General features: G+C 60.5%; 20 protein-coding genes. 10 read left to right on the top strand and 10 right to left on the bottom strand.

The features are described from left to right. The first annotated feature begins 3 nt into the window (after positions 1-3). From ACP7BO_RS18605 to ACP7BO_RS18575, 7 genes are all read left to right on the top strand, one after another. Positions 4-1,992, top strand: a complete 1,989-nt coding sequence (locus tag ACP7BO_RS18605) for a heme lyase CcmF/NrfE family subunit (RefSeq protein WP_397454294.1) — start codon at positions 4-6, stop codon at positions 1,990-1,992. Next, entirely contained in the window at positions 1,989-2,525 is a 537-nt protein-coding gene (locus tag ACP7BO_RS18600; RefSeq protein WP_426212001.1) for a DsbE family thiol:disulfide interchange protein, read from the top strand. Before ACP7BO_RS18605 ends, ACP7BO_RS18600 begins: the two co-directional genes overlap by 4 nt. Continuing rightward, positions 2,522-2,998 carry a cytochrome c-type biogenesis protein gene (locus ACP7BO_RS18595; protein ID WP_426211999.1) on the top strand — a complete coding sequence of 159 codons (477 nt, stop codon included), beginning with the start codon at positions 2,522-2,524 and terminating at the stop codon, positions 2,996-2,998. The genes ACP7BO_RS18600 and ACP7BO_RS18595 overlap by 4 nt, the downstream gene beginning before the upstream one ends. Next, positions 2,991-4,193, top strand: a complete 1,203-nt coding sequence (gene ccmI, locus ACP7BO_RS18590; RefSeq protein ID WP_426211997.1) for a c-type cytochrome biogenesis protein CcmI — start codon at positions 2,991-2,993, stop codon at positions 4,191-4,193. The genes ACP7BO_RS18595 and ccmI overlap by 8 nt, the downstream gene beginning before the upstream one ends. A gap of 106 nt (positions 4,194-4,299) precedes the next feature. Next, entirely contained in the window at positions 4,300-4,695 is a 396-nt protein-coding gene (locus tag ACP7BO_RS18585) for a hypothetical protein (RefSeq protein ID WP_060693800.1), read from the top strand. A gap of 364 nt (positions 4,696-5,059) precedes the next feature. Next, on the top strand, positions 5,060-6,742 hold the full coding sequence (locus tag ACP7BO_RS18580) for a sodium:solute symporter family protein (RefSeq protein ID WP_426211994.1): 1,683 nt from the start codon (positions 5,060-5,062) through the stop codon (positions 6,740-6,742). Next, complete coding sequence (locus ACP7BO_RS18575) at positions 6,724-6,855, top strand: putative transporter small subunit (protein ID WP_397454288.1); 132 nt, start codon at positions 6,724-6,726, stop codon at positions 6,853-6,855. Before ACP7BO_RS18580 ends, ACP7BO_RS18575 begins: the two co-directional genes overlap by 19 nt. A gap of 45 nt (positions 6,856-6,900) precedes the next feature. On the opposite strand, the gene ACP7BO_RS18570 is transcribed toward ACP7BO_RS18575, so the two are convergent. Continuing rightward, a complete protein-coding gene (locus ACP7BO_RS18570; protein WP_426211992.1) occupies positions 6,901-7,623 on the bottom strand; it encodes an SDR family oxidoreductase in 723 nt (240 codons plus the stop codon). Between the two features lie 172 nt (positions 7,624-7,795). On the opposite strand from ACP7BO_RS18570, the gene ACP7BO_RS18565 reads away from it, so the two are divergent. After that, complete coding sequence (locus tag ACP7BO_RS18565; protein WP_426211990.1) at positions 7,796-8,638, top strand: PhzF family phenazine biosynthesis protein; 843 nt, start codon at positions 7,796-7,798, stop codon at positions 8,636-8,638. Between the two features lie 15 nt (positions 8,639-8,653). On the opposite strand, the gene ACP7BO_RS18560 is transcribed toward ACP7BO_RS18565, so the two are convergent. The 7 genes from ACP7BO_RS18560 to gcl form a co-directional block, all read right to left on the bottom strand. After that, positions 8,654-10,591, bottom strand: coding sequence for a DNA topoisomerase III (locus tag ACP7BO_RS18560; RefSeq protein ID WP_426211988.1), 1,938 nt, complete (start codon positions 10,589-10,591; stop codon positions 8,654-8,656). A gap of 218 nt (positions 10,592-10,809) precedes the next feature. Continuing rightward, on the bottom strand, positions 10,810-11,814 hold the full coding sequence (locus tag ACP7BO_RS18555; RefSeq protein WP_060693789.1) for a sulfate ABC transporter substrate-binding protein: 1,005 nt from the start codon (positions 11,812-11,814) through the stop codon (positions 10,810-10,812). 93 nt (positions 11,815-11,907) lie between these two features. Beyond that, positions 11,908-12,729 carry an ion transporter gene (locus ACP7BO_RS18550; RefSeq protein ID WP_060693787.1) on the bottom strand — a complete coding sequence of 274 codons (822 nt, stop codon included), beginning with the start codon at positions 12,727-12,729 and terminating at the stop codon, positions 11,908-11,910. Between the two features lie 39 nt (positions 12,730-12,768). After that, positions 12,769-13,680 carry an urea transporter gene (locus ACP7BO_RS18545; protein ID WP_426211985.1) on the bottom strand — a complete coding sequence of 304 codons (912 nt, stop codon included), beginning with the start codon at positions 13,678-13,680 and terminating at the stop codon, positions 12,769-12,771. A 135-nt stretch (positions 13,681-13,815) separates the two neighbouring features. Next, positions 13,816-14,706, bottom strand: a complete 891-nt coding sequence (locus ACP7BO_RS18540) for a 2-hydroxy-3-oxopropionate reductase (RefSeq protein WP_426211983.1) — start codon at positions 14,704-14,706, stop codon at positions 13,816-13,818. Positions 14,707-14,849: 143 nt separating this feature from the next. Continuing rightward, entirely contained in the window at positions 14,850-15,632 is a 783-nt protein-coding gene (gene hyi / locus ACP7BO_RS18535) for a hydroxypyruvate isomerase (protein ID WP_397454280.1), read from the bottom strand. A 56-nt stretch (positions 15,633-15,688) separates the two neighbouring features. Then, positions 15,689-17,464: a glyoxylate carboligase gene (gene gcl / locus ACP7BO_RS18530; protein ID WP_426211981.1), complete on the bottom strand. Its 1,776-nt coding sequence runs from the start codon at positions 17,462-17,464 to the stop codon at positions 15,689-15,691. Between the two features lie 268 nt (positions 17,465-17,732). On the opposite strand from gcl, the gene ACP7BO_RS18525 reads away from it, so the two are divergent. Continuing rightward, complete coding sequence (locus tag ACP7BO_RS18525) at positions 17,733-18,173, top strand: GlcG/HbpS family heme-binding protein (RefSeq protein ID WP_426211979.1); 441 nt, start codon at positions 17,733-17,735, stop codon at positions 18,171-18,173. A gap of 93 nt (positions 18,174-18,266) precedes the next feature. Here the strand turns inward: ACP7BO_RS18525 and ACP7BO_RS18520 are convergent, their stop codons facing one another. Beyond that, positions 18,267-18,872, bottom strand: coding sequence for a TetR/AcrR family transcriptional regulator (locus tag ACP7BO_RS18520; RefSeq protein ID WP_397454277.1), 606 nt, complete (start codon positions 18,870-18,872; stop codon positions 18,267-18,269). A gap of 133 nt (positions 18,873-19,005) precedes the next feature. Here ACP7BO_RS18520 and ACP7BO_RS18515 point away from each other — a divergent pair, with 133 nt between their 5' ends. Continuing rightward, on the top strand, positions 19,006-19,947 hold the full coding sequence (locus ACP7BO_RS18515; RefSeq protein WP_397454276.1) for a DUF808 domain-containing protein: 942 nt from the start codon (positions 19,006-19,008) through the stop codon (positions 19,945-19,947). On the opposite strand, the gene ACP7BO_RS18510 is transcribed toward ACP7BO_RS18515, so the two are convergent. Continuing rightward, complete coding sequence (locus ACP7BO_RS18510; protein ID WP_397454275.1) at positions 19,944-21,146, bottom strand: MFS transporter; 1,203 nt, start codon at positions 21,144-21,146, stop codon at positions 19,944-19,946. The two genes, ACP7BO_RS18515 and ACP7BO_RS18510, sit on opposite strands and share 4 nt — an antisense overlap. Positions 21,147-21,249: the final 103 nt, after the last annotated feature.

Raw genomic sequence — 21,249 nt, 5'->3', positions numbered from 1 at the left:
GTGATGACGTTTGGACTGTTTATTCCGGAATTAGGCCAGCTGGCCATGATTCTGGCCCTGTGCTTTGCCATCGTGCAGGCCATCGTGCCGCTGCTGGGTGCCTGGCGCGGCGACAAGTTGTGGATGAGCCTGGCGCAACCTGCCGCCTGGGGGCAGTTTGCCTTCTTGCTGTTTTCGTTCGGCTGCCTGACTTACGCCTTTATGAGCGATGACTTCTCGGTGGCGTACGTAGCCAGCAACTCCAACAGTGCGCTGCCCTGGTACTACAAGTTCAGCGCCGTGTGGGGCGCCCACGAAGGTTCGCTGTTGTTGTGGGCGATGATTCTGGGCGGCTGGACCTTCGCCGTGTCGATCTTCTCGCGCCAGTTGCCGCAAGTGATGCTCGCGCGGGTACTCGCCATCATGGGCATGATCAGCATCGGCTTCCTGCTGTTCCTGATCATGACTTCGAACCCGTTCGTACGTCTGCTTCCGCAAATTCCTGCTAACGGCAATGACCTTAACCCGCTGCTGCAAGACATCGGTCTGATCGTTCACCCGCCGATGCTGTACATGGGTTATGTCGGTTTCTCGGTGGCCTTTGCCTTCGCTATTGCCGCTTTGCTCGGCGGTCGGCTGGACGCTGCCTGGGCACGCTGGTCGCGCCCGTGGACCATCGTTGCCTGGGCCTTTCTCGGTATCGGTATCACCCTGGGTTCGTGGTGGGCTTACTACGAACTTGGCTGGGGCGGCTGGTGGTTCTGGGACCCGGTTGAAAACGCCTCGTTCATGCCGTGGCTGGTGGGTACTGCGCTGATTCACTCGCTGGCCGTGACCGAAAAACGCGGTGTGTTCAAAAGCTGGACCGTGTTGCTGGCGATTGCCGCCTTTTCGTTGAGCCTGCTGGGGACTTTCCTGGTGCGTTCCGGCGTACTGACGTCGGTTCACGCGTTCGCCTCCGACCCCGAGCGCGGGGTATTCATCCTGATTTTCCTGCTGTTTGTAGTGGGCGGTTCGTTGACCCTGTTTGCGCTGCGCGCACCGGTGGTTAAAAGCCACGTCAGTTTCAAGCTGTGGTCACGCGAAACCTTGCTGCTGGGCAACAACCTGGTGCTGGTGGTGGCCGCATCGATGATTCTGCTGGGCACCTTGTATCCGCTGATTCTGGACGCCATCAGTGGCGCCAAGATGTCGGTCGGCCCGCCGTATTTCAACGCCATGTTCATTCCGTTGATGGGCTTGCTGATGGTGGTAATGGCAGTCGGCATGCTGGTGCGCTGGAAAGACACCCCGGTCAAATGGCTGTTGAGCATGCTGACCCCGGTCCTGCTGGGCAGCGCGGCATTGGCAGCGATTGCCGGCCTGGCCTATGGCGACTTCAACTGGGCGGTAATCACCACCTTTATGCTGGCAGCCTGGGTGCTGCTGGCCGGGGTGCGCGACATTGGTGACAAAACCCGTCACAAAGGCCTGATCAAAGGCATGCGCAGCCTGACCCGCAGCTACTGGGGCATGCAACTTGCCCACCTGGGGATCGCGGTCTGCGCGCTGGGCGTGGTGCTGTCGAGCCAGAACAGTGCCGAGCGCGATTTGCGCCTGGCGCCGGGCGAGTCGATGGAGCTGGGTGGTTATCACTTCATTTTTGAAGGTGCCAAGCATTATCAGGGTCCTAACTTCACATCAGACAAAGGCACCGTGCGGGTGATCCGTAACGGCAAGGAAGTCAGCGTGCTGCACCCGGAAAAACGCCTGTACACGGTACAGAACTCAATGATGACCGAAGCCGGGATCGACGCCGGTTTTACCCGTGACCTCTACGTGGCACTGGGTGAACCGCTGGATAACGGTGCATGGGCCGTGCGGGTACATGTCAAACCGTTCGTGCGCTGGATCTGGTTCGGCGGCCTGCTCACCGGTCTGGGCGGTTTGCTGGCAGCCATGGACCGGCGTTATCGGGTCAAGGTTAAAAGCCGCGTGCGTGACGCATTGGGCATGACAGGAGCCACCGTATGAAGCGCTGGTTGATGCTGGTTCCGCTGGCCGTGTTCCTGGGCATGGCGTGGTTTCTCTACAAAGGCCTGTACCTGGACCCCACCGAGCTGCCCTCGGCAATGATCGACAAACCGTTCCCGGCGTTCAGCCTGCCTTCGGTGGAGGGAGACAAGACCCTGACCGAGGCCGACCTCAAGGGCAAACCTGCGCTGGTCAACGTGTGGGCCACCTGGTGCATTTCGTGCCGGGTCGAGCACCCGGTGCTGACCAAACTGGCCGAGCAGGGCGTGGTGATTTACGGCGTCAACTACAAGGACGTGAATGCCGACGCGAAAAAATGGCTCAAGGATTTTCACAATCCCTACCAACTGGATATCAACGATGCAGACGGCTCGCTGGGCCTGAACCTCGGCGTATACGGTGCGCCAGAGACCTTCCTGATCGACAGCAAGGGCATCATTCGCCACAAGTTTGTCGGCGTGATCGATGAAACCGTGTGGCGCGAACAACTGGCCAGCCGCTATCAGGCGCTGGTCGATGAGGCCAAGCCATGAAGCGCTGGTTAGCAGCAGTCACTCTGGGCCTGGCCCTGAGCGGCGTGGCCCACGCGGCTATCGATACCTATGAGTTTGCCAATGACGCCGAACGCGCGCGTTTTCGCGAGCTGACCCAGGAACTGCGTTGCCCCAAGTGCCAGAATCAGGACATTGCCGATTCCAATGCACCGATCGCCACTGATCTGCGGCGCGAGATCTACCGCATGCTGGGCGAGGGCAAGGACAATCAGCAGATCCTCGATTTCATGGTCGCGCGCTATGGCGATTTCGTGCTCTACAAGCCGGCCCTGACCAGCAAGACCGCCGTGCTCTGGTTTGGCCCGTTCGCCTTGCTGCTCGGCGGCCTGGTGCTGATCGGCGTGATTGTCGGTCGCCGTCGTCGTGCCCCGCAGGCTGCAGGCTCGGACACACTTTCCGTCGAGGAGCGTCAGCGCCTCGACACTTTGCTGGATAAAACCAAAGATGATTGATTTCTGGCTCGCAGCAGGCTTGATGCTGCTCATTGCCCTCAGTTTTTTATTGATTCCGGTACTGCGCGGGCGCCGTGCCCAGCGTGAGGAAGACCGTACCGCGCTCAATGTTGCGTTGTATCAGGAACGCCTGGCCGAGTTGCAGGAGCAGCTTGAGGAAGGGGTCTTGAGCCCTGAGCAGCTTGAAACCGGGCGCGCCGAAGCCGCCCGCGAATTGTTGGCAGATACCGAAGGCGTGGCCCCGGCGCGGGTTTCCAGCCTGGGTAAAGCGTTGCCCTTGCTGGCGGCAATCATGGTTCCGGTATTGGGTCTGGGCCTGTATCTGCATTACGGCTCCAGCGACAAGGTCGAGCTGACCACCGAGTTTTCTCAGCCGCCGCAATCCCTTGAAGAAATGGTCGCGCGTCTGGAGCGAGCTGCGGCGGCGCAGCCGGACTCGGCCGAGGGTTTGTATTTCCTGGGGCGTGCCTATATGGCGCAAAACCGTCCGGGCGACGCGGCGAAGGTGTTCGAGCGCACCGTGGCCCTGGCTGGCCGTCAGCCGGAGTTGCTGGGCCAGTGGGCCCAGGCGCAGTACTTTGCCGATGACAAGCAGTGGAGCGACAAGACCCAGGCGCTGACCGACGAAGCCCTGAAGGCCGATCCGAAAGAAGTCACCAGCCTCGGCCTGCTGGGCATCGCGGCCTTTGAAGGCAAGCGTTACCAGGAAGCCATCACCTACTGGCAGCGCCTGCTGAACGAGTTGCCGGAGGGTGACAAGTCCCGTGAAGCGCTTGAAGGTGGCATCGAACGTGCCCGCCAGCAGTTGCTGGCCAGCGGTGGCAAAGTCGAAGAGGCCCCTGTGGCCAAGGCCCAGGCCTCGATCAAGGTCAGTGTCGATCTGGCTGATGCAATCAAGGCCCAGGTCTTGCCGGGTGACAGCGTGTTCATCTTTGCCCGCGCCGTATCGGGGCCACCGGCACCGTTGGCGGTCAAGCGCGTAACCGTGGCCGACCTGCCGATCACCGTTGAACTGGGCGATGCTGACGCAATGATGGCGCAATTGAAACTGTCCAACTTTCCTGAAGTCCAACTGATGGCACGCATCTCCCGCGCCGGTCAGCCAACCGCCGGCGAGTGGGTAGGGCGTGGCAAACCGCTGTCCAGCAGCACCCGGGAGCTGCAACAGCTGACCATCGACAGCCCGGACAAATAACCGGGAACCTGTAGGAGCGAGCTTGCTCGCGAGCTTTTCAAAGCGGCAACGAAAAGCTCGCGAGCAAGCTCGCTCCTACGGGCAATCAACGACAAGAGAATTCTCCATGGCCGTCCTTGTACGTATCACTGTACTCAGTCTGGTTTTAGGCCTCAGCGCCTGTGCGGTTCATCAGCCTTATGAACCGTCAACGCCGTCAGCGCCGGTACCCCAGCCGTCGACGCAGCCTTCGGGCCAGCCGCTGCCGCAAATGCCCATCCCCAAGCCGCCCAAGCCTGTGCCACGGACCTCGGCCACCTTCGCGCCACCACCCGGAGGCCCGAGCCATTGGGATGCGCGCATGGGTGTCTATGTACTGGATGACCAGACCAACATCTTCTACCGCCAGCGCGCCTACTATCGCTGGGACAATGGCTGGAGCCGTGCAGTCAGCCCCAACGGCCCGTGGGAGGAGACCGACACCAGCGGCGTTCCGCCGGGGTTGAGCCGGCAGTTCAAGTGATTTAAAAAACGGCGACCCTCAGGTCGCCGTTTTTGTTCGTGGGACTGCAACCAGCAATCCCCGCCCCAAGGCTGTATAGTCCTTGGCTGTTCGTGTCGGGCCTCGTGCCTTTGATAACGACTCATCTTCCGGCAACTGCCGGCCATTGCTGCAAGCACAAGGTTCAACGTGCTGGCGCACGCTTTACCTTCGGACCTGGGTCGCCCTTTGCGTCCCGTCTCTTGTCAGCCTTCATGAAAACATCCCAGCGGACCGCTGTCCGTCGCTGCCTGCCTGTCAGGAAACCCGGGTTGTTTTGCGCCTGCCTTTATTGGCCTTTCGTTGCGACTGTGACGACTGTGGCGCACATAAAAAGGAGAAAGGAATGTTTCAACTTTCCACCCCCACCGTGTTGCTGCTTCTGTTCTGTTTCTATGGCCTGACCTTTCTGGTGTCGTTGCGCGTTGGACGCAAGGAAGAAAACGTCGACGGCTATATGGTCTCCAATAACTCGATTGGCTTCGGCATGGCGGCTGCCAGCATGACCGCCACCTGGATCTGGGCGGCATCGTTCTACGCCGCTGCCAGCTCCGGCTACAAGTTCGGTCTTTCGGGCGCTCTGCATTACGGCTTCTGGGGGGCGTTGATGATTCTGTTTATCTACCCCTTCGGCCGGCGTTTTCGCGAGCTGGCACCCAAGGCCCATACCCTGGCGGAAATCATGCACGCCCGGCACGGGCGCTCCAGCCAGATGATCCTGGCGGGTTCCAACATTGTCGGGAGCATGATCAGCCTGATGGTCAACTTCACCGCTGCCGGCGCGCTGGTAGCCGTGCTGTCGCCGTTGAGCTTTATCCACGGGGTCTTGATCGCAGGCTGCGGGATCCTGGGCTACACCATCTGGTCGGGTTTTCGCTCTTCGGTACTGACGGATTTCGGTCAGCTGATTGCCATGATCTTCGCGGCTGTGGTGATTATTCCGATTATTTTCTTCCAGCTCGGGGGGCCGGAATTATTTGCCCAGGGCATGCCGAACATTTCCGCCGAACAGGCGAGCTTTTACTCGAAAACCGCGATTCTGGAACAGGGTGCACCGTATTTTGTTGCGGTGCTGGCGTACGCCATTGGCAACCAGACCATCGCCCAGCGCCTGTTTGCGGTGCGTGAAGACCTGATGAAGTCGACCTTTGTCACGGCCACCATCGGCTATGCCTCGATTGTCATCGGCCTTGGCATGCTGGGCTTTTTGGCATTGCTGGCCGGGGTGCAACCGGTGGACGGCGACCTTAACAACCTGATCCCGCAAATGGCCTCGACCTATTTGCCGCCGTTTGCTGTCGGGCTGTTTTTCATCATGGTAATCGGCTCGCTGTCCTCGACCGCCGATTTGGATCTGTCGGCCTTGTCGGCACTGGTGATGACCGACGTGTATGGCAAAAATCTGGCCAAGGGCAAACCCGATCCCAAGACCATGCTGTTCGTCGGGCGCATGACCATGGTGGTGGCGACGATGCTCGCGGTGGTTTTCGCCAGCCTCAAGCTGGACATCCTGACCATGCTGATTTTTGTCGGCGCACTGTGGGGCGCCATCGTGTTTCCGGTTATCGCCAGCCTGTACTGGGGGCGCATTACCAATGCCGCGTTTACCAGTGCAGCCATTGCCGGTTTTGTCATGTTCCTGGTAGCGCGCTTCGAGCTGCTCGAACTGCAAGGCGTGGTTGCACTGTTCTTCGAGTTGTTTGCATCGGTCGGTGGCGGGGTCGTCATAGGTTTGATGGCCTTCGGGTTCTTCGGCCGCAAAGTCGGCTTCACTCTGGGCGGGCTTGCCTTCCTGGTGCTTGCACCCTTTGCCTTCGGCTTTTTGCGCGATTACCCGGTACTGCTCAGCTCGCTCACCGCCTATGGCATCAGCACCGTGGTTTGTGTGCTGGTGAGTTTGATGTCCAACCAAAGCTTTGATTTTGATTGCATCAATGAGCGCGTGGTGGCCTTCCACAACGCTGACCCCCAAGCATCAGACACACCAGTGATTGAACAAGGAGACTCCCCATGTCCAGCTACGCGTTAACCCTTTATGTCTTGATCTGGCCGCTGATCGCGGCGGGCGTGATGATCACCCTGTGTGTCAGCGTGTTCCGCGATATGCGCAAGGCCAAACGTGACGGTACGGACCTGGTGTAAACCGGTCCGTGGCGGGCAAGCGCCATGTGCTTGCCCGCCCGCGGTTTAGAACGCTGCCTTGCCGATTGATGCGCCGCCATCGACAAACAGGGTCTGGCCGGTGATGAAGCCGCTGTTCTCTGAAAGCAGGAAGGCAATCGCCGAGGCGATTTCCTCGGGCTGTCCCAGACGTGCCATCGGCACCCCGGCCAGATAGCGGGCTTCGCCTGCCGAGCCCGGCGGGTTATTGGCGCGGAACAGTTCGGTTTCGGTAGGGCCGGGGGCGACGGCGTTCACGGTGATCCCGGTTTGCGCCAGCTCCAGCGCCCAGGAGCGGGTGAAGCTGACCAGTGCGGCTTTAGCGGCGGCATAGGCGGTTCGTTGAGCGATACCCAGCACCGTCAGGCTAGAAATATTTACAATCCGGCCCCAGCCCCGGGCACGCATGCCAGGCAGCAACGCCTGGGTGGCTTGCAACGCCGAATGCAGGTTGACCCGCATCACGTCATCAAACGCATCCAGATCGATCTCCCCCAATGCCTGAGGGCGAACCAGCCCGACGTTATTGACCAGCCCGTCAAACGCAAAGCGTTCGCTGAGTTCCTTGAGCACCTGTGCGCTGCGTTCGCGGTCAGCCAGGTCCAGCGCCACCAGGGTGCCGGGAAAGGTTGGATCATCGGCATTGCGGGCGATGCCCACCACGTTGTGCCCGGCCTGTGCGAGAAAGGTGGCCAGAGCGCGGCCGATGCCTTTGCTGGCACCGGTGATGAGGAAGGTACGTGCAGTCATGGTGTGCTCCTGAGTTAGATCTGCAGCGATGATACGGGTTTGCCATTAACCCTGTAGGAGCGAGCTTGCTCGCGAGCTTTTTGTTGCTGCGTGTAAAAGCTCGCGAGCAAGCTCGCTCCTACAGTACGGGGGGCATGCTAGGCTGCGGTTTACTCGAAAACAGGAGGTCGCAGTGAGCCAATTTGAATTCAAACAAGTGGATGTTTTCAGCACGGTTGCCCTCAAAGGCAACCCGGTGGCAGTGGTGTTGAACGCTGACAGTCTGACCGATCAGCAAATGGCTGACTTTGCGCGCTGGACCAATCTGAGTGAAACCACTTTTGTCCTCAAACCACAAAACCCGGAGGCCGATTACCGCCTGCGAATTTTCACCACCCTGCGGGAGCTGCCATTCGCCGGGCACCCGACCCTGGGCAGTTGCCATGCCTGGCTGGAAGCCGGCGGCAAGCCGCGGGGTGCAGAAATCATCCAGGAATGCGCCGTGGGCCTGATCCGGGTCCGTCGTCAGAATGGCCAGCTCGCTTTCACGGCGCCGCCTCTGCTGCGCGACGAAGCCCTGGATGACGAACTGCTGCAAGGCATCTGCAAGGGCCTGGGAATCGAAACCCAAGCGGTGGTGCAGGCGCGCTGGATCGACAATGGTCCCGGCTGGCTGGGGTTGCTGCTGCGTGACCGCGAACAGGTGCTGGCGCTGAAGCCGGACTTTTCACAGTTGCACAATCGGGTGGTCGGCGTAGTCGCCCCCTGGAACCCCGAGCGCGATGGCACGCAGGCGCAATTTGAAGTGCGAGCCTTCGTTGCTGGCGACGGCATGTCGGAAGATCCGGTGACTGGCAGCCTGAATGCCGGGCTGGCGCAATGGTTGATTGCCGAGGGTATTGCTCCGTCGCGCTATGTGGCCAGCCAGGGCACGGCCATGGGCCGCGAAGGGCGAGTGTCGATTGAGAAAGTCGGCGACGATATCTGGGTCGGCGGCGCCGCAGTGACCTGTATTAACGGCTCACTGACGCTTTGACCGCCAGCCACCGGCTCAGGTGCTTTTAGCTTTCACCGCCCGTTTTGGCTTTGCCTTGGCGGGCGGCCCCTTACGCTTTTTCTTCCACGCCGGGGCAGCGCCCGCCGGGCTGGCGGGGCCGCTGATGGTCATGGTCATGCCACTGCAGCGGGCGATATGTTTGCTCATCCACGCCGCCTGCTTGGCGACGAAGGTTTCCAGGGTCATTTCGCCGCTTTGCACCATGTCCAGCGCTTGCTCCCAGATGGCCGTGGTGCCGGGGTCGGCGATGGCGCGGGGCACCGCGTCGATCAGGCTGAAGGCCGGTGCAGTGGCGGCCAGCGCCTTGCCATTCTTGATCAGGTAGCCACGATCCAGCAGGCCCTGAATGATCCCGGCGCGGGTGGCCTCGGTGCCAATGCCGGTGGTGTCCTTGAGCTTTTGTTTGAGCAGCGGGTCCTGCACCAGTTTGGCGACGTTTTTCATCGCCTTGATCAGGTCGCCTTCGGTGAAAGGCTTGGGTGGCTGGGTCCACAGGTCTTTGAGGTGGACGTTGGCAATTGCGCAGTCCAGGCCCTCGCGCAGGATCGGCAAGGGTTGCGGGGCGGGGGCTTCGCGGCCCTTGGCCGGCGCGAGGGCTTCGGGCAGGGCGCGTTTCCAGCCGGGTTCGACAATTTGCTTGCCCACGGCGCGCAGCGCCTGGCCGGCGCAATCGAAGTCAGCCTGGGTGCGGTCGTATTCGTGGTTGGGCAGGAACTGCGCCAGATAGCGTGCGCGAATCAGGGTATACACCGCGCGGTGCTTGCCCGTCAGGCGCTCCAGATTTTTCGCCGCTGCTGTGGGAATGATGCCGTGGTGGGCACTGACTTTGGCGTCGTTCCAGGCCCGGGAGCGGCGTTGCGGGTCGAGGTGTCCGGCCAGCGGTGCCAGTGACGGGTCGGCTTGCTGCAGGGCCGCCAGAATAGATGCTGCTTCGGCGTGCTGGCTTTGCGGCAGGTAGCCACAGTCGCTGCGCGGGTAGGTGACGACCTTGTAGGTTTCGTACAGCGCCTGGGCGATGTCCAGGGTTTCCTGGGCGCCGAGGCCGAGCTTTTTCGAACACACTTCTTGCAGCGTGCCGAGGTCGAATGGCAGTGGTGCGACTTCACGCATGCGTTCGGTACGCAGCTTGCTCACCCGGGCACTGCCGGCGCTGTTGATGGCGTTGGCGGCCTGTTGTGCATGGGCCTGATTGAGGCAGCGATCCTGATCGTCGCAGGTGTCGGGATCGGCCCGCCATTGCGCAGTAAACAGCTGGCCGTCGTGTTTGAGCTGCACGTCTATGGCCCAGTACGCCACGGGCACAAAGTCACTGATGCTGCGATCGCGGTCGACCACCAGGCGCAGGGTCGGGGTTTGTACCCGGCCCACCGGCAGTACGCCCTGATAGCCGGACTGGCGCCCGAGCAGGGTGAACAGGCGGCTCATGTTCATCCCGATCAGCCAGTCGGCCCGCGAGCGGCCCAGGGCCGAATGGTAGAGGTTGAAGGTTTCGCTGCCCGGCTTGAGGGCGGCCAGGGCCTTGCGAATGGATGCGTCATCCAGGGCTGACAGCCACAGGCGCTGGATCGGCCCGCGGTAGCGGCAGTGTTCGACCAGTTCACGGGCGATCATTTCGCCTTCGCGATCGGCGTCGGTGGCGATCACCAGTTCGCTGGCTTCACCGAGCAGGCGCTTGACGGCCTTGAACTGGCTGGCGGTTTTGGGTTTGACGCGCATTTTCCACTTTTCGGGAATGATCGGCAGGTCGGCCAGCACCCAGCGCTTGTAGCGCTCATCGTAGGCATCGGGCGGGGCGGTTTCGAGCAAGTGGCCAATGCACCAGGTAACGGTGACAGCGGGGCCCACCCAGCAGCCATCACCGCGTCGGCTGGCACCGAGCACGGCAGCAATATCTTTGGCCTGGGAAGGTTTTTCACACAGAAACAGCCGCATAGCTCCACTCATTCATCATGCCGCGCAGAATGTGCACAGCATGGCAGAGAATGGCTGAAGGGCAACTGTTTTTACTGTGTTTTTGTACAGCTGTGGTGTGGGCGCGAACCCACCTGTAGGAGCGAGCTCGCTCGCGAGCTCTCAGTTGTGGCGTTGAAAAAGCTCGCGAGCAAGCTCGCTCCTACAGACAAGATTGCTCCTGCAGGTGTGGGTGGGGGTTATTGACCGTTGTAGATCTGGTCGAACACGCCACCGTCGTTGAAGTACTTTTTCTGCACGTCGCGCCAGTCGCCGAAGGTTTTTTCAACCGACAGGAAATCGACTTTCGGGAAACGGTCGTCGTACTTGGCCAGTACTGCCTTGTCCCGTGGACGCAGGTAGTTTTTAGCCGCAATTTCCTGGCCTTCTGGCGACCACAGGTACTTCAGGTACTCTTCGGCCGTTGCGCGGGTGCCTTTTTTGTCCACTACCTTGTCGACGACGGTCACTGGCGGCTCGGCTTCGGCCGACACGCTCGGGTAGATCACTTCGAACTGGTCGCGACCAAATTCACGGGCAATCATTTCAGCTTCGTTTTCGAAGGTCACCAGTACGTCGCCGATCTGGTTGGTCATAAAGGTGGTGGTGGCTGCACGGCCGCCGGTGTCCAGCACAGGGGCTTGCTTGAACAGTTTGCCGACGAACTCTTTGGCCTTGGTTTCATCGCCGCCGTTTTTCAGCACGTAGCCCCAGGCCGAGAGGAAGGTGTAGCGCCCGTTACCCGAGGTTTTCGGGTTGGGCACTATCACTTGCACGCCGTCCTTGAGCAGGTCCGGCCAGTCTTTCAGGGCTTTGGGGTTGCCCTTGCGCACGATAAACACGGTGGCGGAAGTGAAGGGTGCGCTGTTGTCCGGCAGGCGGGTGACCCAGTTTTGCGGGACCAGTTGGCCGTTGTCCGCCAGGGCGTTGATGTCGGTGGCCATGTTCATGGTGATCACGTCAGCCGGCAGGCCATCAATCACCGATCGGGCCTGTTTGCTCGAACCGCCGAAGGACATTTGCACATTGAGCTTGTTGCCATGCTCGGCTTCCCAGTGTTTCTGGAAGGCGGCGTTGTAGTCCTTGTAGAAGTCGCGCATTACGTCGTAGGACACGTTTAGCAACGGCGGCGGGGTGGCTGCATGAGCGATGCTGCCAAGGGCCAGGCCGGCGGCCAGGATTGATGCACTAAAAAGTTTTTTCACTGCGCATTCCTTGTTATAGGGAGCAATAGGGGCAAATTGCCAGCGACTATAGTCGCTGGCGTATAGTCCTTAAAAGATTTAAAAGTGCTTTGGTTATGCATTTTTAGTAAAGAGTGCGTTGCCACAGCGCGAGCAAAATGAGGCGGACTGTTCGTGACGTTGTTTCTTGCATGCAGGGCAGTCGTGCTCCAGTTGCTCGCCGCGCATGGCGTTGGCCAGCTCGGCGGTAAAGATACCGGTGGGCACAGCGATGATCGAGTAACCCGTGATCATGACCATGGCCGAAATGATTCGTCCGAGCACCGTTTGCGGCACGATGTCACCGTAGCCCACAGTGGTCAGCGTCACGATCGCCCAGTAGATGCTCACCGGGATACTGGTAAAGCCGTTTTCCGGGCCTTCAACGACATACATCAAGGTGCCGAACACGGTGACCAGCGTCGATACGCCGACCAGAAATACGATGATTTTCTGTTTGCTGCCCCGCAGGGCCGAGAGCAGGTAATTGGCCTGGCTCAGATACGGCACCAGTTTGAGCACCCGGAAAATCCGCAGCATGCGGATGATGCGGATAATCAGCAGGTACTGCGCGTCGCTGTAATAAATCGCCAGAATGCCGGGCACGATCGCCAGCAAGTCCACCAGCCCATAGAAGCTGAAGGCGTAACGCAGGGGTTTGGGGGAGCAATACAGGCGCAGGCCGTACTCCACCGCAAACACAAAAGTGAAACCCCACTCGATGTAGGCCAGCAGGTCGGCGTAGTCACGGTGAATGCTGTCGATACTGTCCAGCACCACCACCACCAGGCTGCACAGGATGATCAGCAGCAGTGTGGTATCAAAGCGCCGGCCGGCCGGCGTGTCGGCCTGAAAGACCATGACGTACAGGCGTTGACGCCAATCCTTGTTATTCATGTAGGTTGCTCGAGCCCCAAATGACGGAAGGTTCAAGGATTAACGCTCAATGCGCAACCTGCATTGCTCTTCGGACTCCGGCGCGGCGGGTCTGAGCACCCGCACACTGGCATGCACCAGCCAGCAGGCGAGAATAAACGGCGCGGTTAACAGTGGCAGCCCCAGGGCAATAAAGCCGGGTGTCAGCACCAGAGTGACGACGATGCCGATCAATGGCAGCCAGGGCCGTCGTCGCTGCTGGCTCAGCGCCAGGGCGGCCAGTACCGGGTTATAGCCGGCAAGCCCGCTGAGCGCCGCGCTCGTTTCCTGTTGATACAGACTGAATAAAAGACCTGCCAGCGACCCTGTCAGTGCCCAGGCTGCGGTACGCCAGCTGCTCAGCCACAAGCCGGTCACAATCAGCAGCCCGGCCACGGAATGCTGCAGCAACATAACCTGGCCGATGCCTTTGAATACGGCCTGAAGCAGCGTCAGGCTATTCATTAGCGTGTCGGGGCTCAGGGGCTGCGCCGCAGTCGGGTTGAGATGCAGCACAGCCCAGCCCATGCCGACAAAGGGCGCGGTGTAGGCCAACAGACTTTGCCCGTCTGCCGTACGTTTTAGCCACTGGTGAATCAGCATGGTACTCAAGCCGGCACTGGCGATGATCAGCAGCGGCAGGAGGGCTGACCACTGCAGCTGATGGCTGAGCAACATCCCCAGCAGAATGCCGTTGTAACTGTAGAGGCCGGCCTGGCGTTGGGCTTTGGGATAGCCGCGGCGCTGGGCGGTCAAGAGTCCGCTGACTCCTCCCAGCAACGCGCCACTGAGCAGGCCCGGTGCGCTGATCAGAATCGCCAGCAAGCACAAGACTCCGCACACCGGGTGGCGCTGCAAGAAGATCTGACTGAAGCCCGTGCACAGGGCGGTGGCCCAGTCTGGGCAAGCGGGACTGAGAGCAGGTGAGCCCATGATGAGTTCCGTGGCACGCGCGCGTGCGGGTAGTCGCTGACGAGGCACGAAGGCTGCGAGCTCTTGAGCGGTTCCGCGGTCCTGCGGCCCGCATCGCAGCCTTCGTGCCTGATCAGCGACTACCGTGGTTCAGGGTTATTTGTCGCGAATCGAGAAGTTGGCCATGTGTTCCAGGCCCTTGATCAGTGCCGAGTGATCCCAGTTGCTGCCACCCAGGGCGGCGCAGGTGCTGAACACTTGTTGCGCGTTGGCGGTATTGGGCAGGTTGATCCCCAGTTCGCGGGCACCGGCCAGTGCCAGGTTGAGGTCTTTCTGGTGCAGGCTGATGCGGAATCCCGGATCGAAAGTGCCTTTGATCATGCGCTCGCCATGCACTTCGAGGATCTTCGAGGAGGCAAAACCGCCCATCAGCGCTTCACGAACCTTGGCCGGGTCAGCGCCGTTTTTGGCCGCAAACACCAGTGCTTCAGCCACCGCCTGAATGTTCAGCGCGACGATGATCTGGTTCGCCACTTTGGCGGTTTGACCGTCGCCGTTGCCGCCGACCAGGGTGATGTTTTTGCCCATGCTCTGCAGCAGCGGCAGGGCGCGGGTGTAGGTGGTTTCATCGCCGCCGACCATGATGCTCAAGGTGCCGGCCTTGGCCCCGACTTCACCACCGGAGACCGGCGCGTCGAGGTATTGCGCGCCCTTGGCATTGATCTTTGCAGCGAAGGCCTTGGTGGCGGTGGGGGAGATCGAGCTCATGTCGATCACCACTTTGTTCGGGCTCAGGCCTGCGGCGATGCCGTCCTCACTGAACAGCACGTCTTCGACCTGCGGGGTGTCCGGGACCATGACGATGATGAACTCGGCTTCTTGGGCAACTTCTCGCGGGCTGGCCAGGGCAATCGCGCCAGCGGCCACCAGGTCGGCAGGCGCCGCGCCGTGGTGGGTCGACAGGAACAGGCTGTGCCCGGCCTTTTGCAGGTTGCTGGCCATGGGGGAGCCCATGATGCCGGTGCCGATAAATCCGATTTTAGCCATGACAAATCCTCTTGTTGTTATTGGAGCTGATGCAGGTCCGTGGGAGCTGGCTTGCCAGCGATGTGGGCGCCGCGGTTTTTCCGTTTTCGCAGGGCGATCCAATCGCTGGCAAGCCAACTCCCACAAAAGACCCGTAGTCGCGCTTAAACCGCGTTGTGGGTTTTGAGCCACGCCAGACCGGCTTCGGTGCTGGTCAGCGGCTTGTATTCGCAACCCACCCAGCCTTGATAGCCAATACGGTCAAGGTGGTCGAACAGGTAGCGATAATTGATCTCGCCGGTGCCGGGCTCGTGGCGCCCCGGGTTGTCGGCCAGCTGGATATGGTTGATCTGCGCCAGGTGCGATTGCATCGTGCGGGCCAGGTCACCTTCCATGATTTGCATGTGGTAGATGTCGTATTGCAAGAACAGGTTGGCACTGCCGACCTTGTCCTGAATGGCCAGTGCCTGCTTGGTGTTGTTCAGGTAGAAACCCGGGATGTCGAGGGTATTGATCGACTCCATCACCAGCTTGATACCCACCGCCTGCAGCTTGTCGGCCGCGTACTTGAGGTTGCTGACCAGGGTTTTTTCAACCTCGGCTTCTGCCACGCCCTGGGGGCGGATCCCGGCCAGGCAGTTGATCTGATCGTTGCCCAGTACTTGTGCGTAAGCGATGGCCAGGTCGACCCCGGCGCGGAACTCGGCAACCCGGTCAGGGTGGCAGGCAATGCCGCGCTCACCCTTGGCCCAGTCACCGGCGGGCAGGTTGAACAGCACCTGGGTCAACTTGTTGGCGTCGAGCTGGGCCTTGATCTCGGCCGAGCTGTAGTCGTAAGGAAACAGGTATTCAACGCCGTGGAAACCAGCATTGGCAGCCGCTTGAAAACGGACAAGGAAATCCTGTTCGGTGAACAGCATGGACAGGTTGGCGGCAAAACGCGGCATGGTGAACTCCTGTGAAAAGGGTTTGCCCCTCCCTGACTTGAGAGGGGCGCAGTCAGTCAATCAAGCATCGAAATGGCGGTCGGCGCGTCGTTGCCTACCAGCGCCAGGTCTTCAAACTCATTGACCGCGTTGATTTCGGTGCCCATCGAAATGTTGGTCACACGCTCCAGAATGATTTCCACCACCACCGGTACGCGGAACTCCTTGATCAGCTCTTGGGCCTTGCGCAGTGCCGGCTGGATTTGATTGGGTTCAAATACCCGCAGCGCCTTGCAGCCCAGACCCTGGGCGACGGCTACATGGTCGACGCCATAGCCGTTGAGCTCCGGTGCATTGAGGTTGTCGAAAGACAGCTGCACGCAGTAGTCCATTTCGAAGCCGCGCTGTGCCTGGCGTATCAGCCCCAGATAGGAGTTATTCACCACCACATGGATGTACGGCAAATTGAACTGGGCGCCGACAGCCAGTTCTTCGATCATGAACTGGAAGTCGTAGTCGCCGGACAGGGCCACGACATTGCGCTGCGGATCGGCCTTGACCACCCCCAGTGCTGCCGGAATGGTCCAGCCCAGCGGGCCTGCCTGGCCGCAGTTGATCCAGTGACGCGGTTTGTACACATGGAGGAATTGCGCACCGGCAATCTGCGATAAACCGATGGTGCTGACGTAGCAGGTGTCTTTGCCGAACACCTGGTTCATCTCTTCGTACACCCGTTGCGGTTTGACCGGCACGTTGTCGAAGTGGGTCTTGCGGTGCAGGGTGGCTTTGCGCTGCTGACAGTCTTGCAGCCAGGCGCTGCGGTTTTTCAGGGTGCCGGCGGCTTTCCATTCCCGGGCCACTTCAAGGAACACCTTGAGCGCAGCGCCGGCGTCGGAAACGATGCCCAGGTCGGGGGTAAATACCCGGCCAATCTGGGTCGGTTCAATGTCGACGTGGATAAATGTGCGGCCTTCGGTGTACACGTCGATCGAGCCGGTGTGACGGTTGGCCCAGCGGTTGCCGATGCCCAGCACCAGGTCGGATTTGAGCAGGGTGGCGTTGCCGTAGCGATGGGAGGTTTGCAGCCCGACCATGCCCACCATCAGCGGGTGATCGTCAGCGATCGTGCCCCAGCCCATCAGGGTGGGAATCACCGGGATACCGGTCAGTTCGGCGAATTCCACCAGCAGATCGCTGGCATCAGCGTTGATCACGCCGCCACCACTGACCAGCAGCGGACGCTCGGCCTGGTTGAGCAGGTGCAAGACTTTTTCGGCCTGGACCCGGGTCGCGGTCGGTCTGGACAGCGGCATGGGTTCGTAGGCATCGATATCGAATTCGATTTCAGCCATTTGCACATCAAACGGCAGGTCGATCAGCACCGGGCCGGGGCGTCCGGAGCGCATTTCGTAAAAGGCTTTCTGGAAGGCATAAGGCACCTGGCCCGGCTCCATGACCGTGGTTGCCCACTTGGTCACAGGCTTGACGATGCTGGTGATGTCCACGGCCTGGAAGTCTTCTTTATGCATCCGTGCCCGCGGCGCCTGGCCGGTGATGCACAGAATCGGGATCGAGTCGGCAGAGGCGCTGTACAGGCCGGTCACCATGTCGGTTCCGGCGGGGCCGGACGTGCCGATGCACACGCCGATGTTGCCGGCTTTGGTGCGGGTGTAACCCTCAGCCATGTGCGAGGCCCCTTCGACGTGGCGAGCAAGGACGTGATCGATGCCACCGACCTTTTGCAGGGCCGAGTACAGCGGGTTGATCGCCGCGCCCGGGATACCGAATGCGGTATCGACACCTTCGCGACGCATCACCAGAACGGCGGCTTCGATTGCTCTCATTTTGCTCATCGTTTTGTGCCTCTTACGTTTTGTAATTGTATACAAGTGGCTGTGTGGCGAGTGTATTCATCCTCCGGTGTGCAGGTCAATGGCTTTTGTAGAATCAGTGCGCAATGGCTGATACCCCTTGTATCAGGGCGGTAAGACTAATGGATTAGGGTTTTTCATTTAAAAAATTGTATACAAATAAATTATTTATTGTGTTCTATTTGTTGTATTGAGCGCGCCTGAAACGGCGCGCGAATGGCTTTCCTATAACAAGAGAAGGACGGCAACCATGAGTGCTTTAACCTTGAAAGTCGCTTTAGCCCTGACGGCCCAGGCCTTGAACGCAGGGCGCCAGACACGCGCGGCCCCATTGACGGTGGCGGTTCTGGACAGCGGCGGGCATTTGCTGGCGCTGCAGCGTGAAGACGGTGCCAGCCTGCTGCGGCCCAGCATTGCGATTGGCAAGGCGTGGGGCGCGATTGCGCTGGGCAAGGGCTCACGCTTGCTGGCACTGGACGCACAGCAGCGCCCGGCGTTTTTCGCCGCACTCAACGGGATGGGCCAGAGTGACATTGTGCCTGCACCGGGCGGGGTGTTGATTCGCGATGATCAGGGGCTGGTCATTGGTGCCATGGGCATCAGCGGCGACACTTCGGACATTGACGAACAATGTGCGATCACTGCGATAGAGGCCCAGGGGTTGCGGGCGGATGCGGGGGTGGCGGTGTAGTCCGCTATTGGATTGCAGCTTGTTGTAGGAGCGAGCTTGCTCGCGAGCTTTTAAAACAGCTCGCGAGCAAGCTCGCTCCTACAGGGCGGGGAGTCAGTCCGGGGCGCAGCCCTTCAGTACCAGGCGGATGATGGTCTGGGCGGCGGCTTCGTAGTCGCTGTCTTGCAGTTTGGCTTTGCCGGTGATGGCCGAGATCTGCCAGTCGAAGTCGGCGTAGGTCTGGGTCGCGGCCCAGATACTGAACATCAGGTGATGCGGGTCGATCGGCGCAATCTGGCCACGGTCGATCCAGGTCTGGATGCAGTCGATGTTGTGTTTGGCCTGGGCGTTGAGCAATTGCACCTGCTGTTCGCTCAGGTGCGGGGCGCCGTGCATGATTTCGCTGGCGAATACTTTGGAGGCAAAGGGCAGGTCGCGGGAAATCATGATTTTGGAACGGATGTAGTTGCTCAACACGGCATTGGGTTCGCCGTCAGCATTGAACGGGGTCGAAGCGCGCAGAATCGGGTCGATAATGCTTTCGAGAACCTCGCGGTAGAGGTTCTCCTTGGATTTGAAGTAGTAGTAGACATTGGGCTTGGGCAAGCCTGCCTTGGCCGCGATGTCGCTGGTTTTGCTGGCGGCGAAACCCTTGTCAGCGAACTCTTCGCTGGCGGCACGCAAAATCAGCTCTTTATTACGCTCGCGGATACTGCTCATAAACCCGATATTTCCTTGCCTGGTTGGGCGGTCGGGCATGGTAGCACCGGGCTTGCAGGCGGCTCAAGATTGCAGCCTGAGCGCTGGTACGCGCTATGCTTGGCACCATTCAATACGCAAGGGAAGTTTGCCCATGGCAGGCAGCAGTTTACTGGTGTTGCTCGACGACATCGCCGCAGTGCTTGATGACGTCGCGCTGATGACCAAAGTGGCCGCCAAAAAGACCGCCGGGGTGCTGGGCGATGATCTGGCGCTCAATGCGCAGCAGGTCTCGGGGGTTCGGGCTGACCGGGAGTTGCCGGTGGTGTGGGCAGTCGCCAAGGGCTCGTTTCGCAACAAGCTGATTCTGGTGCCCGCGGCGCTGGCCATCAGTGCATTTGCGCCGTGGGCAGTGACGCCGCTGTTGATGTTGGGCGGTGCTTACCTGTGTTTTGAGGGCTTTGAGAAACTCGCCCATCCGTTTATGCACAGCAAGGCCGAAGACCAGGGCGAGCGCCAGGCGTTGCAAGAGGCGGTGGCCGATGCTGAAGTCGACCTGGTGGCCTTCGAGAAAGACAAGGTTAAGGGTGCGGTGCGTACCGACTTTATTCTGTCGGCCGAGATTATCGCCATCACCCTGGGGATCGTGTCCGAGTCGCCGTTGCTGCAGCAGGTCGTCGTGCTCAGCGGTATCGCCATTGTGATGACGGTGGGGGTTTATGGGCTGGTGGGCGGCATCGTCAAACTGGATGATGCTGGCCTGTACCTGAGCCAGAAAACCGGTGACGGTGCGTGGCCGGGTTTTCAGCGCAGTCTCGGACGCGGGGTGTTGAGTGCGGCCCCTTACATGATGAAAAGCCTGTCGGTGATCGGCACGGCGGCCATGTTTATGGTCGGTGGCGGCATCCTCACCCATGGCGTTCCTGCAGCACATCACTGGGTTGAAGGTGTGGCTGCAAGCAGCGCGCAGTGGCTGGGCGTGGTCTCGGCCATCGTGCCGACCCTGCTCAATGCCGTGGCCGGCATCATTGCCGGCGCAGTGGTGCTGGCCGTGGTGGCGGGCGTGAGCAAGGTCTGGCGCGCCATCAAAGGCTAGGCATAGGTAGCGCGGGGCGTAGTGCTGCTTTGCAGAAGGCGATAACCCAGAACAGCAAACAGCAGCATCACCCCGCCCGCCGCCAGCGATACGCCAAACCCGGCCTGGGCACCGTAAGCATCAATGACCCAGCCGCCGAGCACAGCGCCCAGGGCAACGCCCATGCCCAGGCCGGTGATCATCCAGGTCAACCCTTCGGTGAGCTTGGCCGGCGGAACAATGTTTTCCACCAGGCCCATGGCGGTAATCAGGGTCGGTGCGAAGAACAGTCCGGCGATAAACATGGCGGCGGCCAGGGTGGCGATGCTGTTGGCCCACATCAGCGGCACCATGGTCAATGCGGTCGCCAGCGCTCCCAGCAGGAACAGTTTGGGCAGCGCCATGTTCAGCTTGAGCGTGCCGAACACCAGCCCGACGATGCACGATCCCAGCGCATAAACCGACAGCACGATACTCGCGGCCGCGGGTTGGCCTTGCTGCTGGGCGAAGGCGACGCTGACGACATCCACTGTGCCCACAATCGTTCCCAGCCCCAGCAGGGCCAGCAGCAAAATCACCACCGCACCCTGACGCAAGACGGTGCCGCTGTTGTCGGCATTGCGCGGGTGTACGGGCGGCTCGGTTTTGCGTTGCAGCACGAATGCAGTCACGCCCATCGCCAGGAAGATGGCGGCTGCCAAAGGACCCGCCTGGGGGAACAGCGCCACGCTCAGCCCCACGGAAATCGGCGGGCCGATGATAAAGCTCACTTCATCGAGCACCGACTCGAACGAGAACGCGGTGTGCAATTTGGGCGAGCCGCGATACAGCTCGGTCCAGCGTGCACGCACCATCGCTGACATGCTGGGAATGCAGCCGGCCAGCGCGGCGAAGACGAAGAGGGTCCAGTCCGGCGCCGCGAAATGACTGCACAGCAGCAATCCCAACAAGGCGCACACACCGATAGCGGTAATGCCGGGCAGCACGCGGCCCTGGCCATATTGATCGACCCAGCGCGAGATCTGCGGTGCCAGCAATGCCATGGACAAGGCAAAGGTTGCGGCGACGGCACCGGCCAGCCAGTACGAGTCGCGCAATTGCGCGAGCATGGTGATGATGCCGATCCCGACCATGGAAATCGGCATGCGTGCGAGCAGGCCCGCACCGCTGAAAGCTTTGGTGCCGGGGGCGCTGAAAATCTCGCGATAAGGGTTGGCCATACAAGCTCCGGAACTGTCATCTGACCGCTTCACATACGCGGCGTATGCAGAAATATACGCATACGCACCGTATGTCAATTAACATACGCGCCGTATCTGAAAA

This window comes from Pseudomonas sp. TWR2-1-1 (assembly GCF_049897045.1).
Lineage (GTDB): Bacteria > Pseudomonadota > Gammaproteobacteria > Pseudomonadales > Pseudomonadaceae > Aquipseudomonas > Aquipseudomonas versuta.
The sequence above is the reverse complement of the archived record's forward strand: the minus strand, read 5'-3'. Positions and strand labels throughout refer to the sequence as shown.

Coding starts and splice junctions, on each gene's coding strand:
- ACP7BO_RS18605 (WP_397454294.1), top strand. CDS start 4: ATGACGTTTGGACTGTTTATTCCGGAATTAGGCCAGCTGGCCATGATT.
- ACP7BO_RS18600 (WP_426212001.1), top strand. CDS start 1,989: ATGAAGCGCTGGTTGATGCTGGTTCCGCTGGCCGTGTTCCTGGGCATG.
- ACP7BO_RS18595 (WP_426211999.1), top strand. CDS start 2,522: ATGAAGCGCTGGTTAGCAGCAGTCACTCTGGGCCTGGCCCTGAGCGGC.
- ccmI (WP_426211997.1), top strand. CDS start 2,991: ATGATTGATTTCTGGCTCGCAGCAGGCTTGATGCTGCTCATTGCCCTC.
- ACP7BO_RS18585 (WP_060693800.1), top strand. CDS start 4,300: ATGGCCGTCCTTGTACGTATCACTGTACTCAGTCTGGTTTTAGGCCTC.
- ACP7BO_RS18580 (WP_426211994.1), top strand. CDS start 5,060: ATGTTTCAACTTTCCACCCCCACCGTGTTGCTGCTTCTGTTCTGTTTC.
- ACP7BO_RS18575 (WP_397454288.1), top strand. CDS start 6,724: ATGTCCAGCTACGCGTTAACCCTTTATGTCTTGATCTGGCCGCTGATC.
- ACP7BO_RS18570 (WP_426211992.1), bottom strand. CDS start 7,623: ATGACTGCACGTACCTTCCTCATCACCGGTGCCAGCAAAGGCATCGGC.
- ACP7BO_RS18560 (WP_426211988.1), bottom strand. CDS start 10,591: ATGCGGCTGTTTCTGTGTGAAAAACCTTCCCAGGCCAAAGATATTGCT.
- ACP7BO_RS18550 (WP_060693787.1), bottom strand. CDS start 12,729: ATGAATAACAAGGATTGGCGTCAACGCCTGTACGTCATGGTCTTTCAG.
- ACP7BO_RS18545 (WP_426211985.1), bottom strand. CDS start 13,680: ATGGGCTCACCTGCTCTCAGTCCCGCTTGCCCAGACTGGGCCACCGCC.
- ACP7BO_RS18540 (WP_426211983.1), bottom strand. CDS start 14,706: ATGGCTAAAATCGGATTTATCGGCACCGGCATCATGGGCTCCCCCATG.
- hyi (WP_397454280.1), bottom strand. CDS start 15,632: ATGCCGCGTTTTGCCGCCAACCTGTCCATGCTGTTCACCGAACAGGAT.
- gcl (WP_426211981.1), bottom strand. CDS start 17,464: ATGAGCAAAATGAGAGCAATCGAAGCCGCCGTTCTGGTGATGCGTCGC.
- ACP7BO_RS18525 (WP_426211979.1), top strand. CDS start 17,733: ATGAGTGCTTTAACCTTGAAAGTCGCTTTAGCCCTGACGGCCCAGGCC.
- ACP7BO_RS18520 (WP_397454277.1), bottom strand. CDS start 18,872: ATGAGCAGTATCCGCGAGCGTAATAAAGAGCTGATTTTGCGTGCCGCC.
- ACP7BO_RS18515 (WP_397454276.1), top strand. CDS start 19,006: ATGGCAGGCAGCAGTTTACTGGTGTTGCTCGACGACATCGCCGCAGTG.
- ACP7BO_RS18510 (WP_397454275.1), bottom strand. CDS start 21,146: ATGGCCAACCCTTATCGCGAGATTTTCAGCGCCCCCGGCACCAAAGCT.